General features: G+C 66.9%; 23 protein-coding genes. 3 read left to right on the plus strand and 20 right to left on the minus strand.

Translation table 11 applies throughout. The annotated features are described in order from the left end of the window. Both Q7S93_RS18395 and Q7S93_RS18400 read right to left on the minus strand, forming a co-directional pair. The coding region (locus tag Q7S93_RS18395) for a hypothetical protein (protein WP_304716213.1) at positions 1–508 on the minus strand (508 nt) is incomplete at its 3' end. Positions 509–548: 40 nt separating this feature from the next. After that, a complete protein-coding gene (locus tag Q7S93_RS18400; RefSeq protein WP_304716214.1) occupies positions 549–851 on the minus strand; it encodes a hypothetical protein in 303 nt (100 codons plus the stop codon). Between the two features lie 122 nt (positions 852–973). Between Q7S93_RS18400 and Q7S93_RS18405 the strand changes: the two genes are divergently transcribed. Beyond that, positions 974–1,249 carry a type II toxin-antitoxin system ParD family antitoxin gene (locus Q7S93_RS18405; RefSeq protein ID WP_304716215.1) on the plus strand — a complete coding sequence of 92 codons (276 nt, stop codon included), beginning with the start codon at positions 974–976 and terminating at the stop codon, positions 1,247–1,249. 642 nt (positions 1,250–1,891) lie between these two features. Here the strand turns inward: Q7S93_RS18405 and Q7S93_RS18410 are convergent. From Q7S93_RS18410 to Q7S93_RS18450, 9 genes are all read right to left on the minus strand, one after another. Continuing rightward, positions 1,892–2,704: a TauD/TfdA dioxygenase family protein gene (locus Q7S93_RS18410; RefSeq protein ID WP_304716216.1), complete on the minus strand. Its 813-nt coding sequence runs from the start codon at positions 2,702–2,704 to the stop codon at positions 1,892–1,894. Positions 2,705–2,718: 14 nt separating this feature from the next. Next, a complete protein-coding gene (locus Q7S93_RS18415) occupies positions 2,719–3,237 on the minus strand; it encodes a flavin reductase family protein (protein WP_304716218.1) in 519 nt (172 codons plus the stop codon). Continuing rightward, a complete protein-coding gene (locus Q7S93_RS18420; protein WP_304716220.1) occupies positions 3,237–4,619 on the minus strand; it encodes a peptidase M20 in 1,383 nt (460 codons plus the stop codon). The genes Q7S93_RS18415 and Q7S93_RS18420 overlap by 1 nt, the downstream gene beginning before the upstream one ends. Further along, the gene (locus Q7S93_RS18425) at positions 4,619–5,281 is read right to left on the minus strand and encodes a cysteine hydrolase family protein (RefSeq protein WP_304716221.1); all 663 of its coding nucleotides are present in this window, start codon (positions 5,279–5,281) and stop codon (positions 4,619–4,621) included. Before Q7S93_RS18425 ends, Q7S93_RS18420 begins: the two co-directional genes overlap by 1 nt. Further along, the gene (locus Q7S93_RS18430; RefSeq protein ID WP_304716223.1) at positions 5,278–6,342 is read right to left on the minus strand and encodes an LLM class flavin-dependent oxidoreductase; all 1,065 of its coding nucleotides are present in this window, start codon (positions 6,340–6,342) and stop codon (positions 5,278–5,280) included. Before Q7S93_RS18430 ends, Q7S93_RS18425 begins: the two co-directional genes overlap by 4 nt. A 10-nt stretch (positions 6,343–6,352) precedes the next feature. Further along, complete coding sequence (locus tag Q7S93_RS18435) at positions 6,353–7,663, minus strand: MFS transporter (protein WP_304716227.1); 1,311 nt, start codon at positions 7,661–7,663, stop codon at positions 6,353–6,355. 170 nt (positions 7,664–7,833) lie between these two features. Then, complete coding sequence (locus Q7S93_RS18440) at positions 7,834–10,218, minus strand: TonB-dependent siderophore receptor (RefSeq protein ID WP_304716230.1); 2,385 nt, start codon at positions 10,216–10,218, stop codon at positions 7,834–7,836. A 217-nt stretch (positions 10,219–10,435) separates the two neighbouring features. Next, positions 10,436–11,188 (minus strand): GntR family transcriptional regulator, encoded by a 753-nt coding sequence (locus tag Q7S93_RS18445; protein WP_304716231.1) that lies wholly within the window; start codon positions 11,186–11,188, stop codon positions 10,436–10,438. A 120-nt stretch (positions 11,189–11,308) separates the two neighbouring features. Continuing rightward, positions 11,309–11,896 (minus strand): malonic semialdehyde reductase, encoded by a 588-nt coding sequence (locus Q7S93_RS18450; RefSeq protein WP_304716232.1) that lies wholly within the window; start codon positions 11,894–11,896, stop codon positions 11,309–11,311. Positions 11,897–12,138: 242 nt separating this feature from the next. Here Q7S93_RS18450 and Q7S93_RS18455 point away from each other — a divergent pair, with 242 nt between their 5' ends. Continuing rightward, complete coding sequence (locus tag Q7S93_RS18455) at positions 12,139–12,630, plus strand: VOC family protein (RefSeq protein WP_304716233.1); 492 nt, start codon at positions 12,139–12,141, stop codon at positions 12,628–12,630. Between the two features lie 18 nt (positions 12,631–12,648). Here Q7S93_RS18455 and Q7S93_RS18460 read toward each other — a convergent pair whose 3' ends face one another. The 3 genes from Q7S93_RS18460 to Q7S93_RS18470 form a co-directional block, all read right to left on the minus strand. Continuing rightward, positions 12,649–12,816: a hypothetical protein gene (locus Q7S93_RS18460; protein ID WP_304716236.1), complete on the minus strand. Its 168-nt coding sequence runs from the start codon at positions 12,814–12,816 to the stop codon at positions 12,649–12,651. 67 nt (positions 12,817–12,883) lie between these two features. Beyond that, positions 12,884–13,123, minus strand: coding sequence for a hypothetical protein (locus tag Q7S93_RS18465; RefSeq protein ID WP_304716238.1), 240 nt, complete (start codon positions 13,121–13,123; stop codon positions 12,884–12,886). A gap of 73 nt (positions 13,124–13,196) precedes the next feature. Further along, positions 13,197–13,688, minus strand: a complete 492-nt coding sequence (locus tag Q7S93_RS18470; protein WP_304716240.1) for a hypothetical protein — start codon at positions 13,686–13,688, stop codon at positions 13,197–13,199. 137 nt (positions 13,689–13,825) lie between these two features. On the opposite strand from Q7S93_RS18470, the gene Q7S93_RS18475 reads away from it, so the two are divergent. Beyond that, the gene (locus tag Q7S93_RS18475) at positions 13,826–14,614 is read left to right on the plus strand and encodes a M48 family metallopeptidase (RefSeq protein ID WP_304716241.1); all 789 of its coding nucleotides are present in this window, start codon (positions 13,826–13,828) and stop codon (positions 14,612–14,614) included. Between the two features lie 111 nt (positions 14,615–14,725). Here Q7S93_RS18475 and Q7S93_RS18480 read toward each other — a convergent pair whose 3' ends face one another. The 6 genes from Q7S93_RS18480 to thpD form a co-directional block, all read right to left on the minus strand. Next, the gene (locus tag Q7S93_RS18480) at positions 14,726–15,493 is read right to left on the minus strand and encodes an SDR family oxidoreductase (protein WP_304716242.1); all 768 of its coding nucleotides are present in this window, start codon (positions 15,491–15,493) and stop codon (positions 14,726–14,728) included. A 36-nt stretch (positions 15,494–15,529) separates the two neighbouring features. Continuing rightward, entirely contained in the window at positions 15,530–16,327 is a 798-nt protein-coding gene (locus tag Q7S93_RS18485; RefSeq protein ID WP_304716243.1) for an SDR family NAD(P)-dependent oxidoreductase, read from the minus strand. Further along, the gene (locus Q7S93_RS18490) at positions 16,327–16,896 is read right to left on the minus strand and encodes a carboxymuconolactone decarboxylase family protein (RefSeq protein ID WP_304716244.1); all 570 of its coding nucleotides are present in this window, start codon (positions 16,894–16,896) and stop codon (positions 16,327–16,329) included. The genes Q7S93_RS18485 and Q7S93_RS18490 overlap by 1 nt, the downstream gene beginning before the upstream one ends. A gap of 99 nt (positions 16,897–16,995) precedes the next feature. Next, positions 16,996–18,444 (minus strand): sodium/proline symporter, encoded by a 1,449-nt coding sequence (locus Q7S93_RS18495; RefSeq protein WP_304716247.1) that lies wholly within the window; start codon positions 18,442–18,444, stop codon positions 16,996–16,998. Positions 18,445–18,526: 82 nt separating this feature from the next. Then, complete coding sequence (locus tag Q7S93_RS18500) at positions 18,527–19,975, minus strand: aspartate kinase (RefSeq protein ID WP_304716250.1); 1,449 nt, start codon at positions 19,973–19,975, stop codon at positions 18,527–18,529. Further along, positions 19,975–20,898 (minus strand): ectoine hydroxylase, encoded by a 924-nt coding sequence (gene thpD / locus Q7S93_RS18505; protein ID WP_304716252.1) that lies wholly within the window; start codon positions 20,896–20,898, stop codon positions 19,975–19,977. Before thpD ends, Q7S93_RS18500 begins: the two co-directional genes overlap by 1 nt. Between the last annotated feature and the right edge of the window lie 70 nt (positions 20,899–20,968).

Genomic DNA, 20,968 nt, shown 5'->3' on the forward strand with positions numbered 1-20,968 from the left:
GCGCGCCCTCGACATAGGCCACATGCGCTGAGGCCACCCCGGCCCCGATGTCGGCCAGAAGCTGCGCCGCATCATGGCGAAACGGGTGGCCGAAGGCCGCTTCGACGGCGCGCAGGAAATCGTCGATGTCCCCGGCCGTCGCCACCGTCCTGATCGACAGGCCTGGCTCCACAGGGCGCTGCAGAAAGGCCTCATCAAGGGCGCGGACCAGCAGGGTCTCCTTAGGCTCGGGGACAAAGCCGTGGCGCTCCAGGATGCGCGGCAGATCCGCTGGCCGATCGTGCCCGTGAACCTTCCACTCCAGTTCCCCGCCGGTGGCCTGCAGATGGGCGACCTCGGCCGCCACCTGAGCCTCCGCATCGGCCTCTGACAGGTCGGAATAGACGATGCAGTTATAGGGCCCGCTGAGCCGCACCAGCCCCCGGACCCGGGTCGCCGCCAGCCCCGGCGTCAGCGGCGGGTCCCGCCGCATCTCGGCGTCATAGCGCGCCAGAAGATCGGTCCGCATGTTTGACCCCCTCTGGCCGAACGCTTCTGCGCGCCTTGGCTCAGCAGCGGTTGAACATCACACACCGAAGACCGGGATAGTCTTTCAGGGAGCCTGTGTCGCGGTAGCGCCGCATCTGCGCCTTGAAGGCGGCTTCGGCTTCAAACTGCGCCGCGCCCCGTCCGGTCAGCACGTCATAGACGGGCGGATCATCCTCCTGCCGCGGCGGGGCGATCACGATCAGCTCCTCGACCGGCTTCGGCGCATCGAGGATGACCGAAGGCTGCGGCTGGGGATCGGCAGGCTCCGGCGGCGGCGGCGCCTGCGCGACGACCGTCGCCAGGACGAGCGGAACGAGCCACATCGCAACCCCCATTTGCATCCAGGGTCAGGCTCAACCGCCTATGTGGCGGGAACGTGGCGAGCTTGCCGGTGTGAAGTCGTCATACCTCGTGGTAAGGTCGCATCAAAGCGAGGCCCCATCCCATGATCGAGAAGAGAACCATCAGCCTGCCCCAGGACCAGGCGGCGTTCATCGACGCAAAGGTCAGTTCAGGCGACTACGCCTCGGCCAGCGAGGTGGTCCGCGCCGGCCTTCGCGCCCTGAAGGAACGCGACGAAGCCATCAGCCGCTGGCTCCGGGAAGAGGTCGCCCCCACCTACGACGCCATGCGAGAGGACCCCGGCAGGGCGTTGTCTTCGGCGTCGGTCTTCTCAGACATCCAGGCGCGGCACGAGGAACGGTCGAAGGATCGCAAGTGATCCGCCGGACGGTTGTCTTCAGCCCCGAAGCGACGTGCGCACGACGGGCAGATAACCATCGAGATCAGCGACTGGGCCGGCTTCTCCACAGAGGCAAGAGCGGTTGACCGGAAGACCCCAGCATGCCTCAGTTGGTAGAAAATTAGGGGGCGCGCTATGAGACAGGTATATTTTGCGGCTCTGTCTGCTGTGCTTTTGGCTGGATGCTCGACAACAGCGAGCTTGTATCCGGTCGAAGGCCCGCTTAGCAAGCTAGTGCCAATCCCGATAATTGTCGCGACTGTGAGCGGGATTGCCGGCAACAATGGACCAATCAACATGACAATGCCTGATGGCTCCACGTGTACCGGTGAGTGGTCCTCGGCTGCTGCTAGCCCGGTGAGCTATGGTGCCGGAAGCCTGATTGGAACGTACGGAGCGACGTACTTTCAGGGGATCAATCTGGATGCCGGCAGGGGACAGAATCCCGGCCGTGCTATCGCGAATTGCTCCGATGGCAATCAGGTTGAAGTTGAATTCATAACAGGCGCTGGTACTGCCACCGGTTTTGGAGTTGCGCGTGATCGCCGTGCGAACGTCTTCCGCGTGCTGTTTTAATTGCTTTGAAGTGCGGCTTACGCGTCTTGCGGCATACCGTAGCCCTCAAAACGGCTTATCCCCCGCCACCGTGACCCGGAAGCCTGACCGCGTGTCCGGGAAGTAGTCCCAGATGGCCTGGTGCCAGGTGCAGCGGTTGTCCCAGAAGGCCACCGAATTGGCCTGCCAGCGGAAGCGGACCTGATAGTTCGGGTTCATGCAGTGGACGTAGAGGAAGTTGAGGATGGCCGCGCTCTCGTCCTCGGGCATGCCCTCGATGTGGGTGGTGTAGGACGGGTTGACGAAGATCAGCTTCTTGCCGGTCACCGGATGGGTGCGGACCACCGGATGGACCGAGCGGTTGTACTTGCGGTCCAGGTCCGGGAAGAGCTTCTGATAGACCGGGTTGGCGTCGTGGACGGCCTGCAGCCCCTCCAGATAGACCTTCATGCGGTCCGACAGGGTGTCATAGGCCGCATACATCGAGGCGAAGACCGTGTCGCCGCCGCTCTGCGGCACCACGGGCATGTAGAGGATCGAGCCCAGGGGCGGCTCGGGGTCGCAGGTCAGGTCGGAGTGCCAGTTCTCGCCGGCCACGAACTTGGAGTCCGCATCGGCGTGGATGGCGACGATCTCCGGATGGCCTTCGATGCCGGGAATGGCCGAGTGGATGGCCAGTTCGCCGAACAGACGGCCCACCGCCTTGTGGGCGTCGTGGTCCATCTCCTGGTCGCGGAAGAACAGCACCTGGTGATTGGCCAGGGCCTCGCGCAGCTCGGCGGTCTGTCGGTTGCTGAGCGGCTTGCCGAGATCGAGCCCGAACACCTCGGCGCCGATCCGGCGGGTCATCGGCTTCACGTCCAGAACTTCGTAGCCCATGGTCTTTGACCTTCTTAGTCCTCGGAGCCCAGGAAGCGGCCCTGGCAGTAGATGAGGGGATCGCCGGGAGCAGCCTCGATGTTCAGGCCCCGGCCGATCAGGATGTCGTGGTCGCCGGCCGCGTGCAGCGAGTGCAGCCGGCAGTCGATGCTGGCCAGGGCGCCGGCGATCTGCGGATCGCCCAGGGCGCCTGGCGCAATTTCCACCTCGGCGAAGCGGTCGGTGGCGCCGGGGCCCGCGAACAGGCGAGCCAGATCCCCCTGTCCGGCCGACAGGATGTTGATGCAGAAATGGCCTGAGCGGCGCACGGCCGCCCGGGTGCGGCTCTTGTGGTCCAGGCAGACCAGCAGCAGCGGCGGATCCAGCGACACTGAAGAGAATGCGCTGACCGTCGTGCCTACCGGCCGGACCTCCTCGTCCGTCGTGGTGACGATGACCACACCGCTGGCGAAGCTGCCCATGGTGTTGCGCCAGACCATGGGGTCCAGGGGCTGGGAGACTTCCAGATCGCCGAACACAGACGTCCCCCCCATCAGTCGTTCCCGAACGGGTTGTCACCATAGACCGGCGCACGGGCGGCCTTGGCCTCGCCCGTCTCGGCCCGACCGCAGACGGCCAGCGCGGTCAGGGCATAGACCAGCGCGCTGTCGGTCAGGTCCTTCGGGGACGGCCGCCAGCGCTTGAAGCCGGTGGTGATGGCGGGAATACGGTGCATGTTGAAGACGTTCTGGTCGCGCCACATGCTGGAATAGACCGGCGCGGCCCGCTGGACCGGATGGCCGAGCGACAGCCGCGTGGCGGCGTCGACCGCGCCCACCAGGGGGGCGACCTCGCCGGCGTCGGCCTCGAAGCCGTGGCGGACCACCATGGGCTCGATATCCACCTCGCCCAGGCCGGCGGCGCGGACCATCCGCTCGAGCGAGTGCTGCACCTCGGCGATCTTCTGGCGGGGGTTCAGGCCCACCTCCAGATAGAGGTTTACGAGCTCCGTCCCGGCCCCGAAGGCATAGGGAATGCCGCCGCGCACCGCGGCGATCTGCGCCTTGGGCAGGGCCACGCCGCCAGCGCTCTCATAGGCGCTGTCGGCCTCGTACTGGCGGCTCCACTGGTGGATGGCGTCGGTGAGCGCGCCCAGGCGATAGATCGGATTGGGGTGGTCGCCGGACTTCTCCGGCTGGGTCAGCAGCGGGGTGAAGACGCCCTCCCCCCAGAGCCTGATCCGGAACACCGCATAGCCGCAGCCGACCCAGGTGAGGCCGAAGTCGCAGCCCTCGGCGGCGATGGCGTAGTCCGGCGCGACGCCGCCGTGGTGGAACAGGTAATGGGCGCCGATATCCTTGCCCATATAGGCCACGCCCCTGTGCTCCTCGATGGGCTCAGGGCCGATCTCGCCCGGGCAGGCGGTCAGATAGAGCTTGCCGGCCAGGTCGTAGCCGGCGGTCTTCAGCGCCTTGGCCGCGATCAGGAAGCAGCTCATCGGGCCGCGGTCATTGGCGATGGGATAGCCGTAGAGAACCCCGTCCTCCAGCCAGCACTTTTCCCACTCCGGATTGTCCAGGGTTTCGGCGCGGTACTTGTAGGCGTCCAGGTCCGGGTCCCAGGTGGGGGCCTCGGTGTCCAGGTGGGCGGTGAACAGCAGGTTCTTGCCGTCCCCCGATCCGCCATAGGTGCCGATGATGTTGTTGCGCTCAGGGGTGGCGCCGACCCGGCGGGGGTCGAAGCCCTCCTTCTTCATCCAGTCATGGACGAACTCCCCGGCGGCGAACTCATGGCCGGCCGGGCTCGGGATATTGCCGAGCGCCAGGGCCAGCTCGACGATCTCGCTCTCGCTGATCGCCGCGGCGATGGCCGCGCGGTCGGCGTCGGTGACGGCGTAGGGCGCCTGGGCGCCGGGCAGTTGAAATCCATCGGCCATTACGCGGCCTCCTCCCAGGCGGTGATCACCTGGTCGGTGTCGACCAGGATCGCGCAGTTCAGTTCCAGAGCCTTCAGCGAGGCCTCATGCACTTCGGCCTCATAGGCGGCGCAGGCGTCGGTGGCGATGAAGACATGATAGTCCAGATGGAAGGCGTCGCGGACCGTGCAGTCCACGCAGCACTCCGTGGTCAGGCCGGCCACCACCAGGGTGTCGACGCCCAGGCCTTTCAGCACCGCATCCAGCGGCGCGTCGTGGAAGCCGGAATAGCGGGCCTTCTCCACCACCCGCTCGCCCGGCAGAGGCTTGGGGCCATACCAGTCCGAGCCCACCTCGCCCGCCCGGCAGAGACCGGAGTCGGAGTCCGGGTCTCCGCCGCGCCGGCGCATCCGCTCGCGCCACGAGAAGGAGTCGGTCTCAGGCCGGGTGAACAGGCCGACAAAGACCACCGGCGTCCCGGTCTTGCGCGCCGCAGCCGCCAGGGCCTCGGCCTTGGCGAGCGCCGGCGGGACGGTGGACAGGTCCACGCCCCATTGGCCCAGGCGGCCTTCGGGGGCGGCGAAATCCACCTGCATGTCGATGATCACCAGGGCCGTGCGGGCGGGCGTGATCCAGGCCGCCAGCCCGTCGGCGGCCGGCGCCGGCGAGGCTTGGCCGGTCATGCGAAGGCCGAGCGCAGGCCAGGCAGGATCTCGGCGCCGAACATCTTCAGGCCTTCCACATAGTCGGGGAAGATCAGCATCAGCCCGTCGAGCTGGGCGAACTCCACGAACTCCTGCACCTGCTCGGCGCAGGTGGCCGGCGAGCCCACGGCGGTGTGGGTCATGAAGGCGCCCTGCTGCTTGGCCACCACGTCCAGCTTGTCGGCCGGCACGCCCCAGCTGCGCAGCATCTCGAGGATCGCGCCCATGTCGGTCCCGGTCTTGTAGTGCTCGACCATGGCCTCGGCCTTCGCGTCGGTCTCACCGTGGACGATGGTGCACATGGCGTAGGTCTTGATCGACTTGCCGAGCTCTTCGGCCACCTTCTTGGCCCGCAGGCTGTTGTCGCGGCGCTCTTCGGGCGTGCGTCCGCCGATGAAGCAGATGTCGGCCTCGCGCACCGAGAACTGGAAGCCGCGGTCGGACTGGCCGGCGCAGATCAGGTCCGGCCGGGGCCGCGACAGGGGTTTGGGGTTCGACTGGGCGTCCTTCATGGTGAAGAACTTGCCCGCGTGATCGACGCTGTCCTCGCTCCAGAGGCGCTTGATGATCGCGGTCCATTCCTCGGTCAGGGCGTAGCGCGCCTCATGATCCAGGCTGTCGTCCCACATGCCCATCTGGTCGAACTCGGCGCGATAGGCGCCGGCCACGATGTTGAGGCCCGCCCGGCCGCCGCTGATGTGGTCGAGGGTGGAGATCATCTTGGCCGTCACGGCCGGATTCTGCAGCAGCGGATGGACCGTGGCCCAGATCTTCACATTCTTGGTGGCCTCGGCGATGCCGGCCATCATGGTCACCGACTCCAGGGACGAGCCCCAGTGGTTGGTCACGCCGCCGAAGCCGCGCCACTTGCCCATGGACATGACGAAGTCCATGCCGACCTCGTCGGCGGTGACCGCTGCGGCCCGGTTCTGGGTCCAGAGGTCATCCAGGGGCGGCGAGGTCTCCGAGATGATCCAGCCGCCATTGGCGACCGGCAGGAAGACGCCGAATTCCTTACTTGAAGAAGGCTTTTGATACATGGGGAACGCCTCAGACAGGGTCATTGACTAGGCCGGCGGACGGCGCGGCCGGGGCTTCGGCTTCGGACTTCAGTTGCGGCGGGCGCATGAAGAGGGAAGCCACGAAAACCACGGCGGCGACGATGCCGAACATTTGGAAGGTGGGGGCGAAGCTGCCGAGCAGGTCGCGCAGGGAGCCGCCGATCAGGGGGCCAAGCGCCGCCAGGGCGCCGACCAGGCAGACGGTGGAGAAGATCTCCAGATTGTTCTTCCGCCCATAATAGTTGAGCAGCAGGATGGTCACCGCCAGCGCCGTCAGGCCAAAGCCGATGCCGGTGCCCACCGCGTAGATGATCATCAGCAGGTAGCTGTCGGCGACGCTGAGCGCCAGGGAGCCGACCCCCAGGACGCCGACGGCGAACATCAGCAGCCACTTGGGATCGACCCTGTCGCCGATGAAGCCGCCGCCCAGGCGGGCGACCGTGGACATCAGGCCCTCCAGGCTGAGCATGCCCGCGGCGATGCCGGCGGCGACGCCCCGCTCGGACAGGTGGGCGACCGAGAGGCTGGAGACCGTCACCCCGCTCAGCAGGTGGACGAAATAGGCCGAGACCAGGATGTAGAACTGCGGCGTCGCCATGGCCTGTTTCAGGGTCCAGTCCTGGGTGGTGCGATAGACCGCCAGGGGCGCCGGGGTTGGGGCCGCCGCGGCGGCTTCGGCGTCAGCCTTCACGGCGGCGTCGATCTTCTCGGAAGAGGTCTTCAGCCAGGCGCTGGAGGGGATCAGCAGCGAGCAGAGCACGCCGATGGCCAGGGCCGCCACGGCCTGCAGGGCCCAGAAGGGACGCCAGGCGCCGCCGGTGGCCTCCATGACGCCGAGCGCCATCCAGGGGCCGGCCACGCTGCCGAGGCCGCCGAGGGTGAAGTAGAGGCCAAAGGCCATGGCCCGCTTCTGGAAGACCGCCGCCAGCACATGGGTGCCAGGGATCAGGGCCATCAGCTGGTAGGCCACCCCGCACAGCGCAGTGCCCAGGAAGTAGATCCAGACGTTCTGCGTCAGGTAGAGGCAGACGAAGCCCAGGGCCATGACCCCGGTCCCTAGCAGCAGGGCGGCGCGGACGCCGAAGCGTCGGATGACCATCGGCGGGAACCAAGCCGAGCCGCCGCAGCAGGCGCCCAGCAGCGTGAAGCCCAGGCCCGCCTGGGCCCAGCTCCATTCCTGCTCGGCGACCATGGCCGGCAGCACCACCCCCAGCGACGAGAAGGTCGCCGCCGAGATCAGGAACAGGAGCAGACTGAAGACGCCTAGCAAAACCCAGGGACGCCATTCGGATCGGGGCATTACATGCCTCCACTCTGGAACCCCGCCCGGCCCAGGCACAGCGCCAGGACCCGGCAGGAAAGGGCTGCCTTCAAATGTGGGGGCGCGAGGGGGGCTTCAACCGTCGCCGCTTGAAGGCCTCACGCCCGGGGATCACCCGCCGACGCCTGGGGCGCCGGCGGGTGCAAGGATCAGAACGAGCGCTTCAGCGTCAGACGCCACTCGCGCCCCTTGCCCGGCAGGGCCGCCAGGTTGGCGTAGGAGTCGGCGGCCGGCGTGAAGAACAGCTCGTCGAAGACGTTATCGACATTCACCGAGGCCTGGAACGGACCGCGACGATAGAACATCGACAGGTTGGCGGTGGTGTATTCCGGGTAGGTGATCGGGTTCTCGACGGTCTGCGAGGTCTCGCTCACATAGGTCGCCCCGAAGACGCCGCCGAACTGGCCCCAGTCGTACTCTTCGCTGGTGTAGCTGCCATAGAGGCTGAGCACGGTGCGCGGGATCAGGGTGTAGGCGTAGTCGCCGCCCCGGCCCGGCAGGTCCGAGAAGGCCCAGACCACATAGGTGCCGCCGAAGGCGTTCACCGGATCCACCCCAGTCACATAGTAGGGGATGTAGGCGAAACTGGCGTCCGGCCCCTTGATCGTCGTGCGCTGGTTGTTGCCCGCGAAGGTGAAGGAGAGATTCTCCGTCGCCAGGTAGCGGATCTCCAGCTCCACGCCCTTGGAGCGGCTGCCCCGGACCGTGGGGTTGGGCCCGCCGGTCAGCTGGGTGCGGTTCTGCCGATAGCCGGCGATCGAACCCACCAGGGTCCCCTGCAGCAGCTGGAACTTCACGCCGGTTTCCGCCAGGTCGGAGTCCGACAGCCAGGCGTCGCTCTGGATAAGGGAAGGCGAGATGTCGCCCGCCTGGCTCATCTCCAGGGCCGAGGACTCGGCATAGGTGATGTAGGGCATCAGGCCGAAGTCGAACTGGTAGGTGGCCGAGACGGTGTAGGTGCCCTTACCCTGACTGTCCTCGAACTTGCCCGCCGGCTGATAGCTGACCAGGCCGGTATCCTCGGACTCTACCTCATAGTTGTCGTAGCGGCCGCCCAGCATCAGGTTCAGGCGTTCCCCGATGAAGATGTCGGAGGTGACGAAGACGCCGGCCTGGCTCCAGGTGGTGCTGTTGTCATTCTCCCACTGGAGGCCATAGGTCTCCGGCGAAAACGGATCGTCGATGATGTCGGTCGGCGTCGCGCCAAAGGCGATGTCGCGGCGGTCGAGCGCGATCAGGCCGGAGTTGAAGCTCTCCCGGCGGCGACCATCGAAGGCCCGGTACGAGGCGCCGACGAAGGATTTCGACGTCACCATGCCCATGTCGTAGTCGAAGTCGTAGGTCACCCGGGCCTCGCCGACCTGGGAGTCGAACTGGGCCGGATAGCCATAGGACACGAAGCGCTTGTTCTTCAGCTCGTCATAGAAGAGCTGGAACTTCAGGGCCGAACCGTTGTCGAAGTCCTTGATCAGGTCGACATAGCCCGTGCGGGTCCAGGTGTTCGAGAAGTCGGCGTCGCTGATATAGACGGTCCGGCGATCGAGCTTGGTCGTGCCGACCCCGGTGTCCAGGGTGTGCTTGGCGTCGGTCTGCGGGAAGCCGTAATAGGCTAGGTACATCGCCGAGGCGTAGGGATAGAAGCCGATCTCGTTGGGGGTCAGCTTGCCGTCGCCGTTGGCGTCCGTGAGGCTCGTATCGCGGCCGGTGATATAGGTCTGGTTGTCGATCAGGTCCTGGGTCAGGCGGTTCCAGCCCGGAGTCTGCACATCGCCGTCGGAATGGAAGGCCATGCCGCCAAAGGCGGTGCGCCAGCCGCCGCCGAGGTCGAAGTCCACCGAAGCCTGGATGATCTCCCGGCGCGGCGAAATCCCCCGGTAGAAGCTGTCGGAGTTCTCCGCCTGCGCATAGAGGCTGAGGCCGCCCTCGGTGGTTCCGAAGCTCAAGGGAATAGCGATCTGGCCAGAGATTTCCTTGCGGGCGTAGGAGCCGACCGTGATGTCGGCCTCGCCGGAGATCTCGGAGATGTACTCCCCCTCAATCCGGCCGGACTTCGGCACGAAGTTGAGCATGCCGCCCACCTTGCCCGCCCCATAGATCGGCGTCGGCGGCCCGCGCACGATCTCGATCTGGGCCGCATTGGCGATCGGCGTCGAATAGGTGCCGCGGTTCTCGATGCGCTTGAAGCCGCGGAAATAGTTCTCCGCCAGGGTGCCGCGGATGTTGAGCGCCCCGGCCACGCCGTAGAAGCTGGCCGTATAGGTGCCCGGTGAGATCGAGGTCAGGTCGTCGATGGATTCGATGCCATAGCGTTCAAGAGTCACATCGCTGGCGAAGCTCGCCGAACGCGGCGTTTCGATCAGCGCCTTGTCCAGGCCAAAGACGCTGTTGCTGGGGTCCTTCTCCAGAAGACCCGTCTTGTCGCGGGCTGTGACCACCACTTCGTCGATCATATCGGTCTGGGCCCAGGTCACGCCCGGGGTCGCCATCAGCGCGGACAGGGAGGCGCCCGCAACCAAAAGAAGTCTCTTAGACATATCGCCCTCATCCGAGGTCGCGGACCCTCCGCCGGGTGGCGGTTATCCCCGCGTCCGCACGCCTCTTGAAGACAGGTTCTCGCGAGAGCGGGGCGGCGTCAAAAATGTCCCGTGACATTTCAGATGGAATTTCAGCGGCGCCCGTCCGGCGTTCAGATTTTGCAGTGCGGCGCCCAGATGCGGGTCACGCTGCACATGCGGCTCAACCGGAAGGCGCTCAGGTCAGGTCCGGGCTCGCCGAATGCGCGTCTTCCTCGCCCCAGTTGGTGAGCGAGCGCTTCACGGTTTTCGGCATGGTCCCCAGGACCAGAATCATCGCCGCCCGGGCGCCCTCGGCGTCGCGCTCGGCGATCCGGTGGGCCACGGCCCGATGCTGGCAGATATCGGCCAGGCGCTCTTCCTGGGTGGTGGCGCCCATGGAATAGACCCAGAAACGGGCGGCCTTGTGCTGCAGCGGGATGAGGATGCGGGCCAGGGCGGCGTTGCGGCTGGCCCGGGCGATCAGGGCGTGGAACCGCTGGTCCATGGCGATCAGGGCGCGGCGGTCCTGCTCCTTGTCGGCCCGCTCGGCGTCGTCGAAGGTCGAGGCGATCAGGGCGATCTCTTCGGGCGTCGCATTCTTCGCGGCCATGGCCGCGCAGTGCGGTTCTATGAGCGCGCGGGCCTCATAGCCTTCCCGCAGATCGACCAGGTCCAGGGGCGAGACCGTGGTGCCAGCCCGGGACCGGCGGACCACCATGCCCTCGAGCGCCAGGCGCCCCAGGGCGTCGCGCACGCCGGCCAGGCCGGTGCTGTAGCGTCGGGTCAGGGCCTGCTCATCCAGACGGGCGCCGGGAGGAAGGTCCCCCAGAATGATGTCGAGGAGGATCTGCTCGTAGGCGCGGGCCTTCTGCAGCTCGGGCGACCATTCGCCGGTGGCGGCGATGATGCCGCCCGTGCCCGGGTCGCGGCCTTGCGCATCAGGATTCACGTTCAAACTCCGCAACACGCCTTGTCCTTCCTCCAGCGCCGGCCTCTCCGGCGCCGGTTCGCCACCCTGGTCTAGTCTGAAATTTCAGACCCGGCCAGCGTAGGAGGGAGGCCACCTAAACTAGAGAATCTGGCAGGCCTCATCGAAGTCGAGCCGCGGATTGCGCGGATAGACTCCCTCGGGACGCCCCTGCCCTAGCGCCACCAGGAAGTTGGACTTCCAGGACGTGCCGCCCAAGAAGGCTTCATCGACCCCGGCCTTGTCGAAGCCCGACATGGGACCGCAATCGAGCCCCAGGCTGCGGGCGGCCATGATCAGATAGGCGCCCTGCAGGCTGGAATTGCGGAACGCGGTCTCCAGCTGGACCGCCGGGTCGCTGAACCAGTGCTTGGCCGACAGATCGTGCGGAAAGAGCTTCGGCAGGTTTTCGGCGAACCCCAGGTCATAGGCGACGATCACGCAGACCGGCGCGGCCATGGCCTTGCCCCGGTTTGAGCTGGACAGGTGCGGGGCGAGCTTTTCCTTGGCCTGCGCCGACTGAACGAAGACAAAGCGCCCGGGGCTGCAATTGGCCGAGGTCGGGGCCCATTTCAGCAGATCATAGAGCCTGTGGATCGTCGCCTCGGGGACAGGGGTGTCTGCCCAGGCGTTCTGGGTGCGGGCCTGGCGAAACAGCTGGTCGAGGGCGGGGTCGGCTAGGTCCGGCACGGGAACTCCTGGGGGCGTTTGACGGGAAATTCGAGGTCTAGACTGGAGGTGAGGTCGGCTGTGTGACCAGTCCTTTTGCACATTTCCAGTAAAATTTCAGAATGCAGCTCATCCTCTGGGCGACGCGCGGCTGGGCAAGCGCTCGTGCGCGGAGGGACAAGAACAGCGGACGATCGGCCCCTAGGGTCCAACTCAGCCGGCGGCCCGACGGGCCGCCCGCCTGTATGGAAAGAGGAGTTCCCGTGGGCTATCCCAACACCCTGATCTTTGTCGACCTGGCCGCAGACGATCCGGCGGCCGCCGGCGCCTTCTATGCCGAGGTGTTCGGCTGGCAGAATGACGCCCGCCCGGAAGGGCTCTATCACCGGATGGTCCCCGGCGGCCAGTTCCGCAATCCCGACGGGTCAGACAGCCAGATCGGCAACCTGCACCTGGGCATCTTCAAGACGGCCAACGCCCGCCCCCATCCTGAGCCGGACGGCGTCGCGCCCCGCGCCGCCAGCACCGAGGGTCGCAAAGCCCGGATCTGGGTGCTGATCAGCGACGACGATACGCCCGAACGCATCCTCGGCGAGGCCGAGAAGCGCGGCGCGACCATCCTCTGGCGCAACCACTACTGGTCGGAGTTCAACGGCTATAACCACGCCTTCCGCGACCCGTGGGGCAATGAGATCGTGCTCTGGGGCAAGGCGGGCCCCGACCCGGTCATTCCCGACGACTACACCCGCGAATAGGCGGCGGCGCGGGCGGGGCTAGCGGTCCCGCCCGCGGGCCAGATACTTCCAGCCGCCGGTGAGGAAGAAGCCGACCAGGCAGATGACGAACAGCGCCCAGGCGATGATGCGCACCGCCTCGATCAACAGGCCGATGACCGCCGCGGCGATCATGACGAGAAGGAAGATACCGGCCCATTTCAGCATATGTCGTCTCCAAGCTTGAGCTTGAGAACGCGGCGATGGCCAAGCCGTTCCCCTTGGAAAAGCGCTCCTAGCCCTGGGTCTGGCGCCAGGCGACGAACTCCGGCCCGTCGATCTGGCCGTCGGAATTGGCGTCAGCCTTGTCGAACTCGGCCGCCGGCAGCTTGTAGGCCGCCCACTCCTGGCGGCTGATGCGGTCATCCTTGTTCGTGTCGGCCGGATGGATGAACCGGCCCTCCGCGGCCTGGGCGGTCGCGGCCGCCAGGGACGCGGCGAGGCCAAGGGCGATCAGGGTGGTCAGACGGGCCATGGGAACGCTCCGAAGTGGTCAGAAGGCCCGACCGTCCCATGGGTCGGTGGCGGAAATGGGCCAGGACCCTGACCTAGTGAAGGGTCACCGATGAGCGCCCCCCCGGCCCCGGGGGAAAGGGCGCATCGAACAGGCGGGCCGGCATCTCCAGGCCCTCGTGGCTCAGCACCATGTTCAGCGCCCGGGCGAAGATGGCCACCGGCTCCGGCTGGATCACCAGGGGGGTCAGGAGCGCCCGGGCCGTGGACATATCGACCCGCGACACCCCACAGGCCACGATCAGGCGCTGCTCGTCCTGGGCATAGCCGACGCAGGGACCGCAACGGATTTCCAACGGCCGGCGCGTCTGCCGCTCCAGGCTCTCCATCATGGCCACGAAGATCGCCCCGGCCCGATCGCTCACCTGCTCGGCCATGAGCTGGCGCACGCTGGCCTGGGGCGCCTCCCCCGCCAGCCTGAGCCCCGCCCAGAGCCGCAGCCCCGCCAGCAGCACCTGCTCGCCCCGCGTCAGCCCCAAGGGACCGCCGTCGCTCAGTTGGGCGAGCGCAGACGCATCATCGGCCATGGCGAGTCTCCATTTATTGCGACTAGTTCTTAATAGCGATAATCCTCTCAGCTCCGGGCGTCAAACGGCAAGACGGGACTTCTTCGCGATTGGCGCGTTGATGGGCTAATGTGAAGCTGTCCAAGGGGAGACCGCCCATGCGTGCTGCAAATTTCCGCGCCCCGCGCCCGTTCCGGACCCTGGCCCTGGTCAGCGCCCTGGTGGTCCCGGCTGGCCTGACCGCCTGCAGCTATAACGAGAGCCTTGGGCGCCAGCAGGTGCTGCTGGTCGATCCCAGCGCGCTGTCGCAGCAAGGGGCGCAGGCCTGGTCGCAGATGAAGCAGACCTCGAAGGTCTCCACAGACGCCGCAGCCAACGCCCGCCTGCGCCGCATCGGCGGACAGATCGTCGGCGCCTCGGGGCTCGGCGGTCAGGCCTGGGAATATGCGGTGTTCGAGGACAGCTCGATCAACGCCTTCGTCCTGCCGGGCGGCAAGGTGGGCGTCACATCGGGGATGATGGCCTTCGTGGCCAATGACGATGAACTCGCCGCCGTGCTCGGCCATGAGGTCGCCCACGTCATGGCCAACCATGCGGCCGAGCGCTATTCGCAGTCGGCGCTCGCCCAGGTGGGCGCAGGCATTGTGGGCGTCGCGACGCAAAACGCCGAGGGCGGCGTCGCCCAGGCCCTGGGTCGCTATGCGGGGCCGGCCCTGCAGGTGGCCGTGCTGATGCCCCATTCGCGCCAGCACGAGCTGGAGGCCGATCGCATCGGCCTGGATCTGATGGTGCGGGCCGGCTTCAGCGCCAAACAGGGGGTGAACCTCTGGCGGCGGATGGCGGCCCGCGGGGGCGCCAGCACGCCGGCCATCCTGTCGACCCACCCTTCGGACGCCGCGCGTGTCCAGCAGCTGGACGCCTACATCGCCGCGCGCGGCTATTCCTAGAGCCTGATGCGATCAGACGGAACCGTCTGATCGCATCAGGCTCTAACTCCAAGTCTTGAGCGCGTTTCGTTCCGATAACCGGTTCCCACTTATCGGAACGCGCTCAAGGACTTAGAACTCGGCCGAGCCGCCGTCGCAGGGCACGACCGCGCCCGTCGTATAGGCCGAGGCCCGGCTGCTCAGGAAGATCGCCACGCCGGCGATGTCCTCCGGCTGGCCGATCCGGCCGCGGGGATTGCTCTTGGCGATGGCGTCGCCGGCCTGGGCCAGGGTCGCGGCCATCATCTTCGACGGGAAGGGTCCCGGCGCAATCGCGTTGACCAGGATGTGCTCGGGCGCCAGCCGCTTGGCCAGGTGGCGGGTCAGCATGATGCAGCCGGCCTTCGAGGTGGAATAGGCGTAGGTCTCCAGGGTCGGCGGTTCGATGCCGTTGACCGAGGCGATGTTGATCACCCGGCCCGGGTTCTCGGCGGTGGACGCCGCCCGCAGCAGGGGCAGCAGCTTCTGGGTCAGGAAGAAGATCGACTTGACGTTCAGATCGACGGTCTTGTCCCAGCCATCCTCGGGATAGTCGTCGATGGGCGCCCCCCAGGTGGCCCCGGCATTGTTCACCAGCACATCCAGCCGGCTCTCCCGTTCCTTGACCGCATTGGCCAGGCCCTCGATGCCCTCCATGCCGCCCAGGTCGAAGGGCAGCGAGATGCAGGTTCCGAACTCGGAAAGCTCCTCGGCCACCCGGTCACACACATCCGCCTTGCGGGACGAGATGTAGACCTTGGCGCCGTTTTCCACATAGCCGCGGGCGATCATCTCGCCGATGCCGCGGCTGCCGCCGGTCACGAGGACAACCTTGCCCTCGACGCTGAACAGGTTCTTCAAAACACGCTCCTGAAAAGTGCTGGATATGAAATCGGATCAGCCGATCCGGCTGGACATGCCGCCGTCCACCGGCAGCAGAACGCCGGTGATGAAGGCGGCCTCATGGCTGGCCAGGAACAGGGCCGCATAGGCGGTGTCCCAGGCCGTGCCCATCTTGCCCCCGAGTGGCACGCGCGCGCCGCGGGCTTCGCGCACCGCCTCGACGTCCTGGCCGGTGGCCTGGGCGATGCCGGCCACCGCCATGGGCGTGTCCATCAGGCCCGGCAGGATGGCGTTGCAGCGCACCCCATACTTGGCGTTGGACTGGGCGATGCTGGTGGTCAGCCGGTTCATGGCCGCCTTGGAGACCTCGTAGGCCACCTGGGTCCCGCCGGCGATAGAGGCCAGGGACGAGATGTTGACGATCGCCCCGCCCCCTTGGGCGCGCATCACCGGGATGGCCGCCTTGCTGGTCAGCCAGGCGCCCTTGAGGTTGACCGCCAGGATGCGGTCGAAGGCGTCTTCCTCGACCTTGTGCGCCGGCCCGTCGCCGCCGCCGATCCCGACATTGTTGACCAGGATGTCGAGGCCCCCGAGGGTCTCGCCGGCCGCGGCGATCACGGCCTCGGCGCCCTCGGCCTTGGCGATATTGGCGGCCTGGGCGTAGGCCTGCCCGCCCTCGGCGGCGATCATGTCCACCGTCTCCTGCGCGCGCTCGGCCACCCGGTCGACACAGAGGACGCGGGCGCCTTCACGGGCGAAGAGCACCGCCATGGCGCGGCCATTACCGATGGTCTGGCCCGGCGTCTGGCCGGCCCCGCAGATGACCGCGGTCTTGCCGTCGAGCCGTCCCATCAGAAGCCCTTCAGGTCGGGATCGAGGGTCTGGCCCTCGTCCAGCTGGACGCCGAAGCTGTTCAGCATCATCGAGACCTGGGTGTACTGGCCCGCGGAAAACACCACGTCCATCTTCTGCTTGTCGCTGAAATGGGCGTCCAGGGCCGCCCAGGTCGCATCGGTGATGAACTGGTCATGGTGCAGTTCGTCGGCGGCGCGGACCAGGGCCGCATCGGCGGGGCTCCACCCCGCAGCGTCCGGGCCCTGCTTGATGCGGGCGACCTCTTCGTCGCTCAACCCCGCCTGCTTGCCGATCGGCACATGCTGGGTCCACTCGTAGCCCGAGCGGCAGAGGAAGCCGATCCGCAGGATGACGATCTCGCGGTCGCGGGCCGACAGGCCGTTCCGGCGCGACAGGATGTAGTTGCCCCAGCCCATGAAGCCCTTCATCGCCTTGGGCTCACGCACCAGGGTGCGGAAGATGTTCAGGACCCGGCCGCGCTCGGCCATGGGCGCCAGCAGCTCGCGCTGGTCGGCGTCCATGTCCTTGTCGGCGAGGGGTTCGATTCTGGGCTTGGCCAGGCGCATGTCGTCCTCCGGTCGTTTCCTGCGGCGCACCGACATCGCACCCCTCGCCCCGGATTTCTAGGCTCCGGTGTGCTCAGGGGGCCAAGTACGTCCCCGCGATCAGACCTGCGACGGCGCCGTCCCGCCTGCGGGAGCCTCCTGGACTGCGCCCCGCGCCGGAGCCTTGTGGCTGATCGCCAGGCCGATGATCGTCGGGATGAGAATGCCGGGCAGGCCTTCGTAGACCTGCTCATGCCAGCCTTGCATCCGCCACAGGAAGGCGATGGCGACACCGCCCAGCATCAGGGCGATGGCCGTCGGCTGGTTCAGCCGCCGGCCCAGGGCCTGGACGATCATCAGCGGGCCAAAGGCGCAGGCCAGCGTCGACCAGGCCAGGATGACCAGGCTGAACACACTGCGCGATCCACTGAGGGCGAACATCAAGGCCATGAGGGTGACGCCAGCGGTGACCACTTTCATGATCCAGGGCTTCTGGATCCGGCCGCCCGCCAGATCGCTGGTGATCGCCGCCGAACAGGCCAACACGAGGGAGTCGGCCGTGGACATGGTGGCCGCGAAGATTCCGGCCAGCACCACGCCGACCAGGGCGGCCGGCAGGAGTTCCACGGCCATGGTCGGCAGGGCGAGTTCAGGGTCCAGGGCGCCCAGGTCCGGCAGATAAAGCCGCGACATCAGGCCGACGCCGGTGGCCAGCAGATAGAAGAGCGTGAAGTAGCCATAGTACCAACCCCGCGCTGCGGCCATGTCGTCCGCATTTTTCAGAGCCATGAACCGAACCATGACGTGCGGCTGGCCGATGACGCTGACCCCGGCGAACATCCAGCCCACGACAAACAGCGCCATGCCGAGGAAGCCGGGGAAGAGAAGGTCGGCCGGGAAGAGGTCGAGGAAGCCCGGGATGGCCGCCATCTCCAGATAGGTGTTGTCGATCCCGCCTCGTCCGGCCACGGCCACCCAGAGCAGCATGGTCATGGCGAAGATCATGACCAGCGACTGGGCCGCGTCGGTCCAGATCGAGGCGCGGATGCCGCCGACGGCGCTATAGGCCAGGATCAGGGCCGCCGAGATCATGGCCCCGGTCTGCGGCGTCCAGCCCAGCACCCCTTGCAAGGCCTTGCCCCCGGCCGCGATCTGGGCTGCGGCATAGGCGCCCAGGAAGATCACGGCGATCACCGCGGCGATCTTGCGCCAGAGGCCGAAGTCCTGGCCCGACCAGTTGGCGACGACAGCCCCGAACGAGACCTGACCGGAAGATTCGGTCACTTCACGCAGGCGTCGGTGAATGAAGATCGACGCCAGGAAGTCGCCGAGAATCCAGCCGATCATCAGCCAGATGGCGGCCAATCCCGTCGCATAGGTGAAGCCGATCACCCCAATGAACATGTAGCCCGAATTGTTCGTCGCCACCGCTGACAGGCCGGCCATGGCCGGATGCACGCTGCTGCTGGCCAGGTAGTAGTCCTTCTTGGAGGCCTGGGCCTTGCGCACCGACGCCAGGCCAATCCCCACAAAGGCGGCCAGACAGAGCAGGAAGACGATCATGGTCATGGCGGGGGCCTGGAAGATTGGAAAAGGTCAGATCAAAAATGCGAAAAGCCCGCGGCGCTGACGCCGCGGGCGAAAACTACGTTCAGGCTGCGCTTCGAAGAGGCCGGGCTAAGGCCTCGTCCTCTTCGACAAGGCGTCGATGGAGCGCAATGACAGCGGCGTCATAGCGATCCTCGGCCACGACGAATTGGATGTCCACCCGGCGGGACAGCTGTTGTAGCCCGAGGATCTCGACCCCGGCCTCGCCAAGCGCCAGCGTGGCCCGGCTGGTCAGGTTCGGCACGTTCAGGTCGCTGCCGATGGCCGCTACGATGGCCACCTTGCGGGTGGAGACCGCCGCATTGGGGAACATCTCCTCCAGGTCGGCGATGACGCGCTTCACCTGCTTGGGGTTGGCGTCCAGATGGTGGGTGATGGTGTTGGCGTTGGAGGCCTTGGACACGATGCGGACGTTGTGGCGCGACAGCACCTCAAGGATGCCGGCGTCGTAGCCCTTCACCCCCACCATGTCCTGCTCCAGCAATTCCAGGGTGGTGACCCCCTTCATGCCGGCGATGATCTCCACCCGGGGCGTCTCCGAGACGAAGTCGCCGCAGATCGAAGTGCCCTGGTCCTCGGGCTCGAAGGTGTTCTTGACGATCAGCGGGATGCCGGCATGGCGCAGGCCGCGGGCGGCGCGGGGGTGAATGGCTTCCATCCCCAGATTGGCCAGCTGGTCAGCCACGTCATAGTTGGTCCGGCCGATCTTGCGCACGGCATCCTGGCCGACCAGGTTCGGGTCGGCGCTGGAGAGGTGGAACTCCTTGTGGATGATCGCTTCCTTGGCGCCGGTCAGCACGCCGACCCGACTGAACACCACCTCGCTATAGCCCCGGCCAAACTCGCGCATCAGCCCCTCGCGGCGCTGGGCGAAGCCGGTGACGATCGGCAGCTCCCGAGCCACGTCCACATCGGCGAAGGCGTCCTGGATGCGCTCATCCAGGGTCAGGGGCCGCTTGTCGTGCCAGGCCGTCAGATCCACGAACCGAGCGTTCACGCCGCGGCTGCGCAGCTCCAGGGTCAGATTCTGGGCGCTGTGGGCCTCGCCCAGCGAGGCCAGCATTTCCCGCGCCGCGCCCAGCTGGGTGTCGAGGCGGAAATGGCCATGGGCGCAGAGGCGCTGCAGGTCGGTGAGCGCCGAGCGGGCGTCTTCGATGCGGGCCAGGATGAACTCGTCGGCCCGCTCGCGATCTTCGCCGTGGCCGAAACGGTCGGCGTTTATGGCCAGCATGTCGGCCTGCACCCGGGCCAGGGCGTCGAGCCAGGCCGAGGCCTCCATGGCCGAGGCGCCGGCGAACAGGGCGTAAACCCCGGGCGTGCCGGTCTTCTTGTGCTCCAGCAACTGATTGGTGATGCCGGCATAGGCCGAGACCACGAAGATGCGGCTATAGAGCTCCGCGCCCTTGCGGTCGGCGATCAGGATATTGCCCAGCACCGCATCGGTGTTGGAGATCGACGTGCCGCCGATCTTCTCGACTGTGTGTCCGCTCATCAGGCCGCCCTTACCTGCTTGGCCAGGCTCCCGGAGACGGGAACCAGCCGTTGCGTATGCTCTCGCGCAGCCACGAACTCCGGGCGCGGCGTCTCAGCCCCGAAGGGCGCGACGAGGCGGTTGGCCTCGGCGTTGTAGACCATGAAGGCGTTGGCCCTGGGGAACGGCGTGATGTTGCCGTTCGACCCGTGCATGGTGTTGCAGTCGAAGATCACCACCGAGCCCGCCGGACCCGTCGGCGCCACGATGCCATGCTGCTCGGCCAGCTTGGCCAGGCTGTCACGGTCCGGCACCCCGTACTCCTGCTTGCGCAGGGACTGCCTGTAGTGGTCCTCCGGCGTCTCGCCGACGCAGGTGACAAAGGTCCTGTGCGAGCCGGGCATCAGCATCAGCGGCCCGTTGAACTCGAAATTGTCCACCAGTTGGACCGACATTGAGATGGCTCGCATCCGCGGCATGCCATCCTCGGTGTGCCAGGTCTCGAAGTCGGAGTGCCAGTAGAACTCCTTGCCGTCGAAGCCGGGCTTGTAGTTCAGCCGGGTCTGATGAAGGTAGACCTCATCGCCCAGGATGTGGTTGGCGATGGAGACCAGCCGCTCGTCGGCGGCCAGGCGTCCGATCAGGGCGCTCTGCCGGTCGATGGCGAAGATCGAGCGCACGGCGCCGGACGCCGGCTCGGCGATCACGGTCTGCGGGTCGATGGAGTCCGGCAGGCCCCGCAGGCGATTCATCTCCCCCTGCAGCGCGGCGATTTCCTCGGTCTCGAAGACGTTCTGCAGCACCAGGAAGCCGTCCCGCTCGAAGGCTTCGTGCTGGGCCTGGCTCAGGGGCGACTCATAGCGCCACGGGCTGTGGATCACGGGGTCCTTGCGTTCCAGCCAGGTGGGCTGGTCGGCGACCCGCGAGGGATAAAGGTCGGTCATGAAAGGCTCCTTTCGCCTCTGGTCCCGCCCCGGCGGCCGTCTCGGCGCCGGGGGGCGGGCTCATGGTAAA

The sequence above is a fragment of the Phenylobacterium sp. genome (assembly GCF_030646615.1).
Taxonomy (GTDB): domain Bacteria; phylum Pseudomonadota; class Alphaproteobacteria; order Caulobacterales; family Caulobacteraceae; genus Phenylobacterium.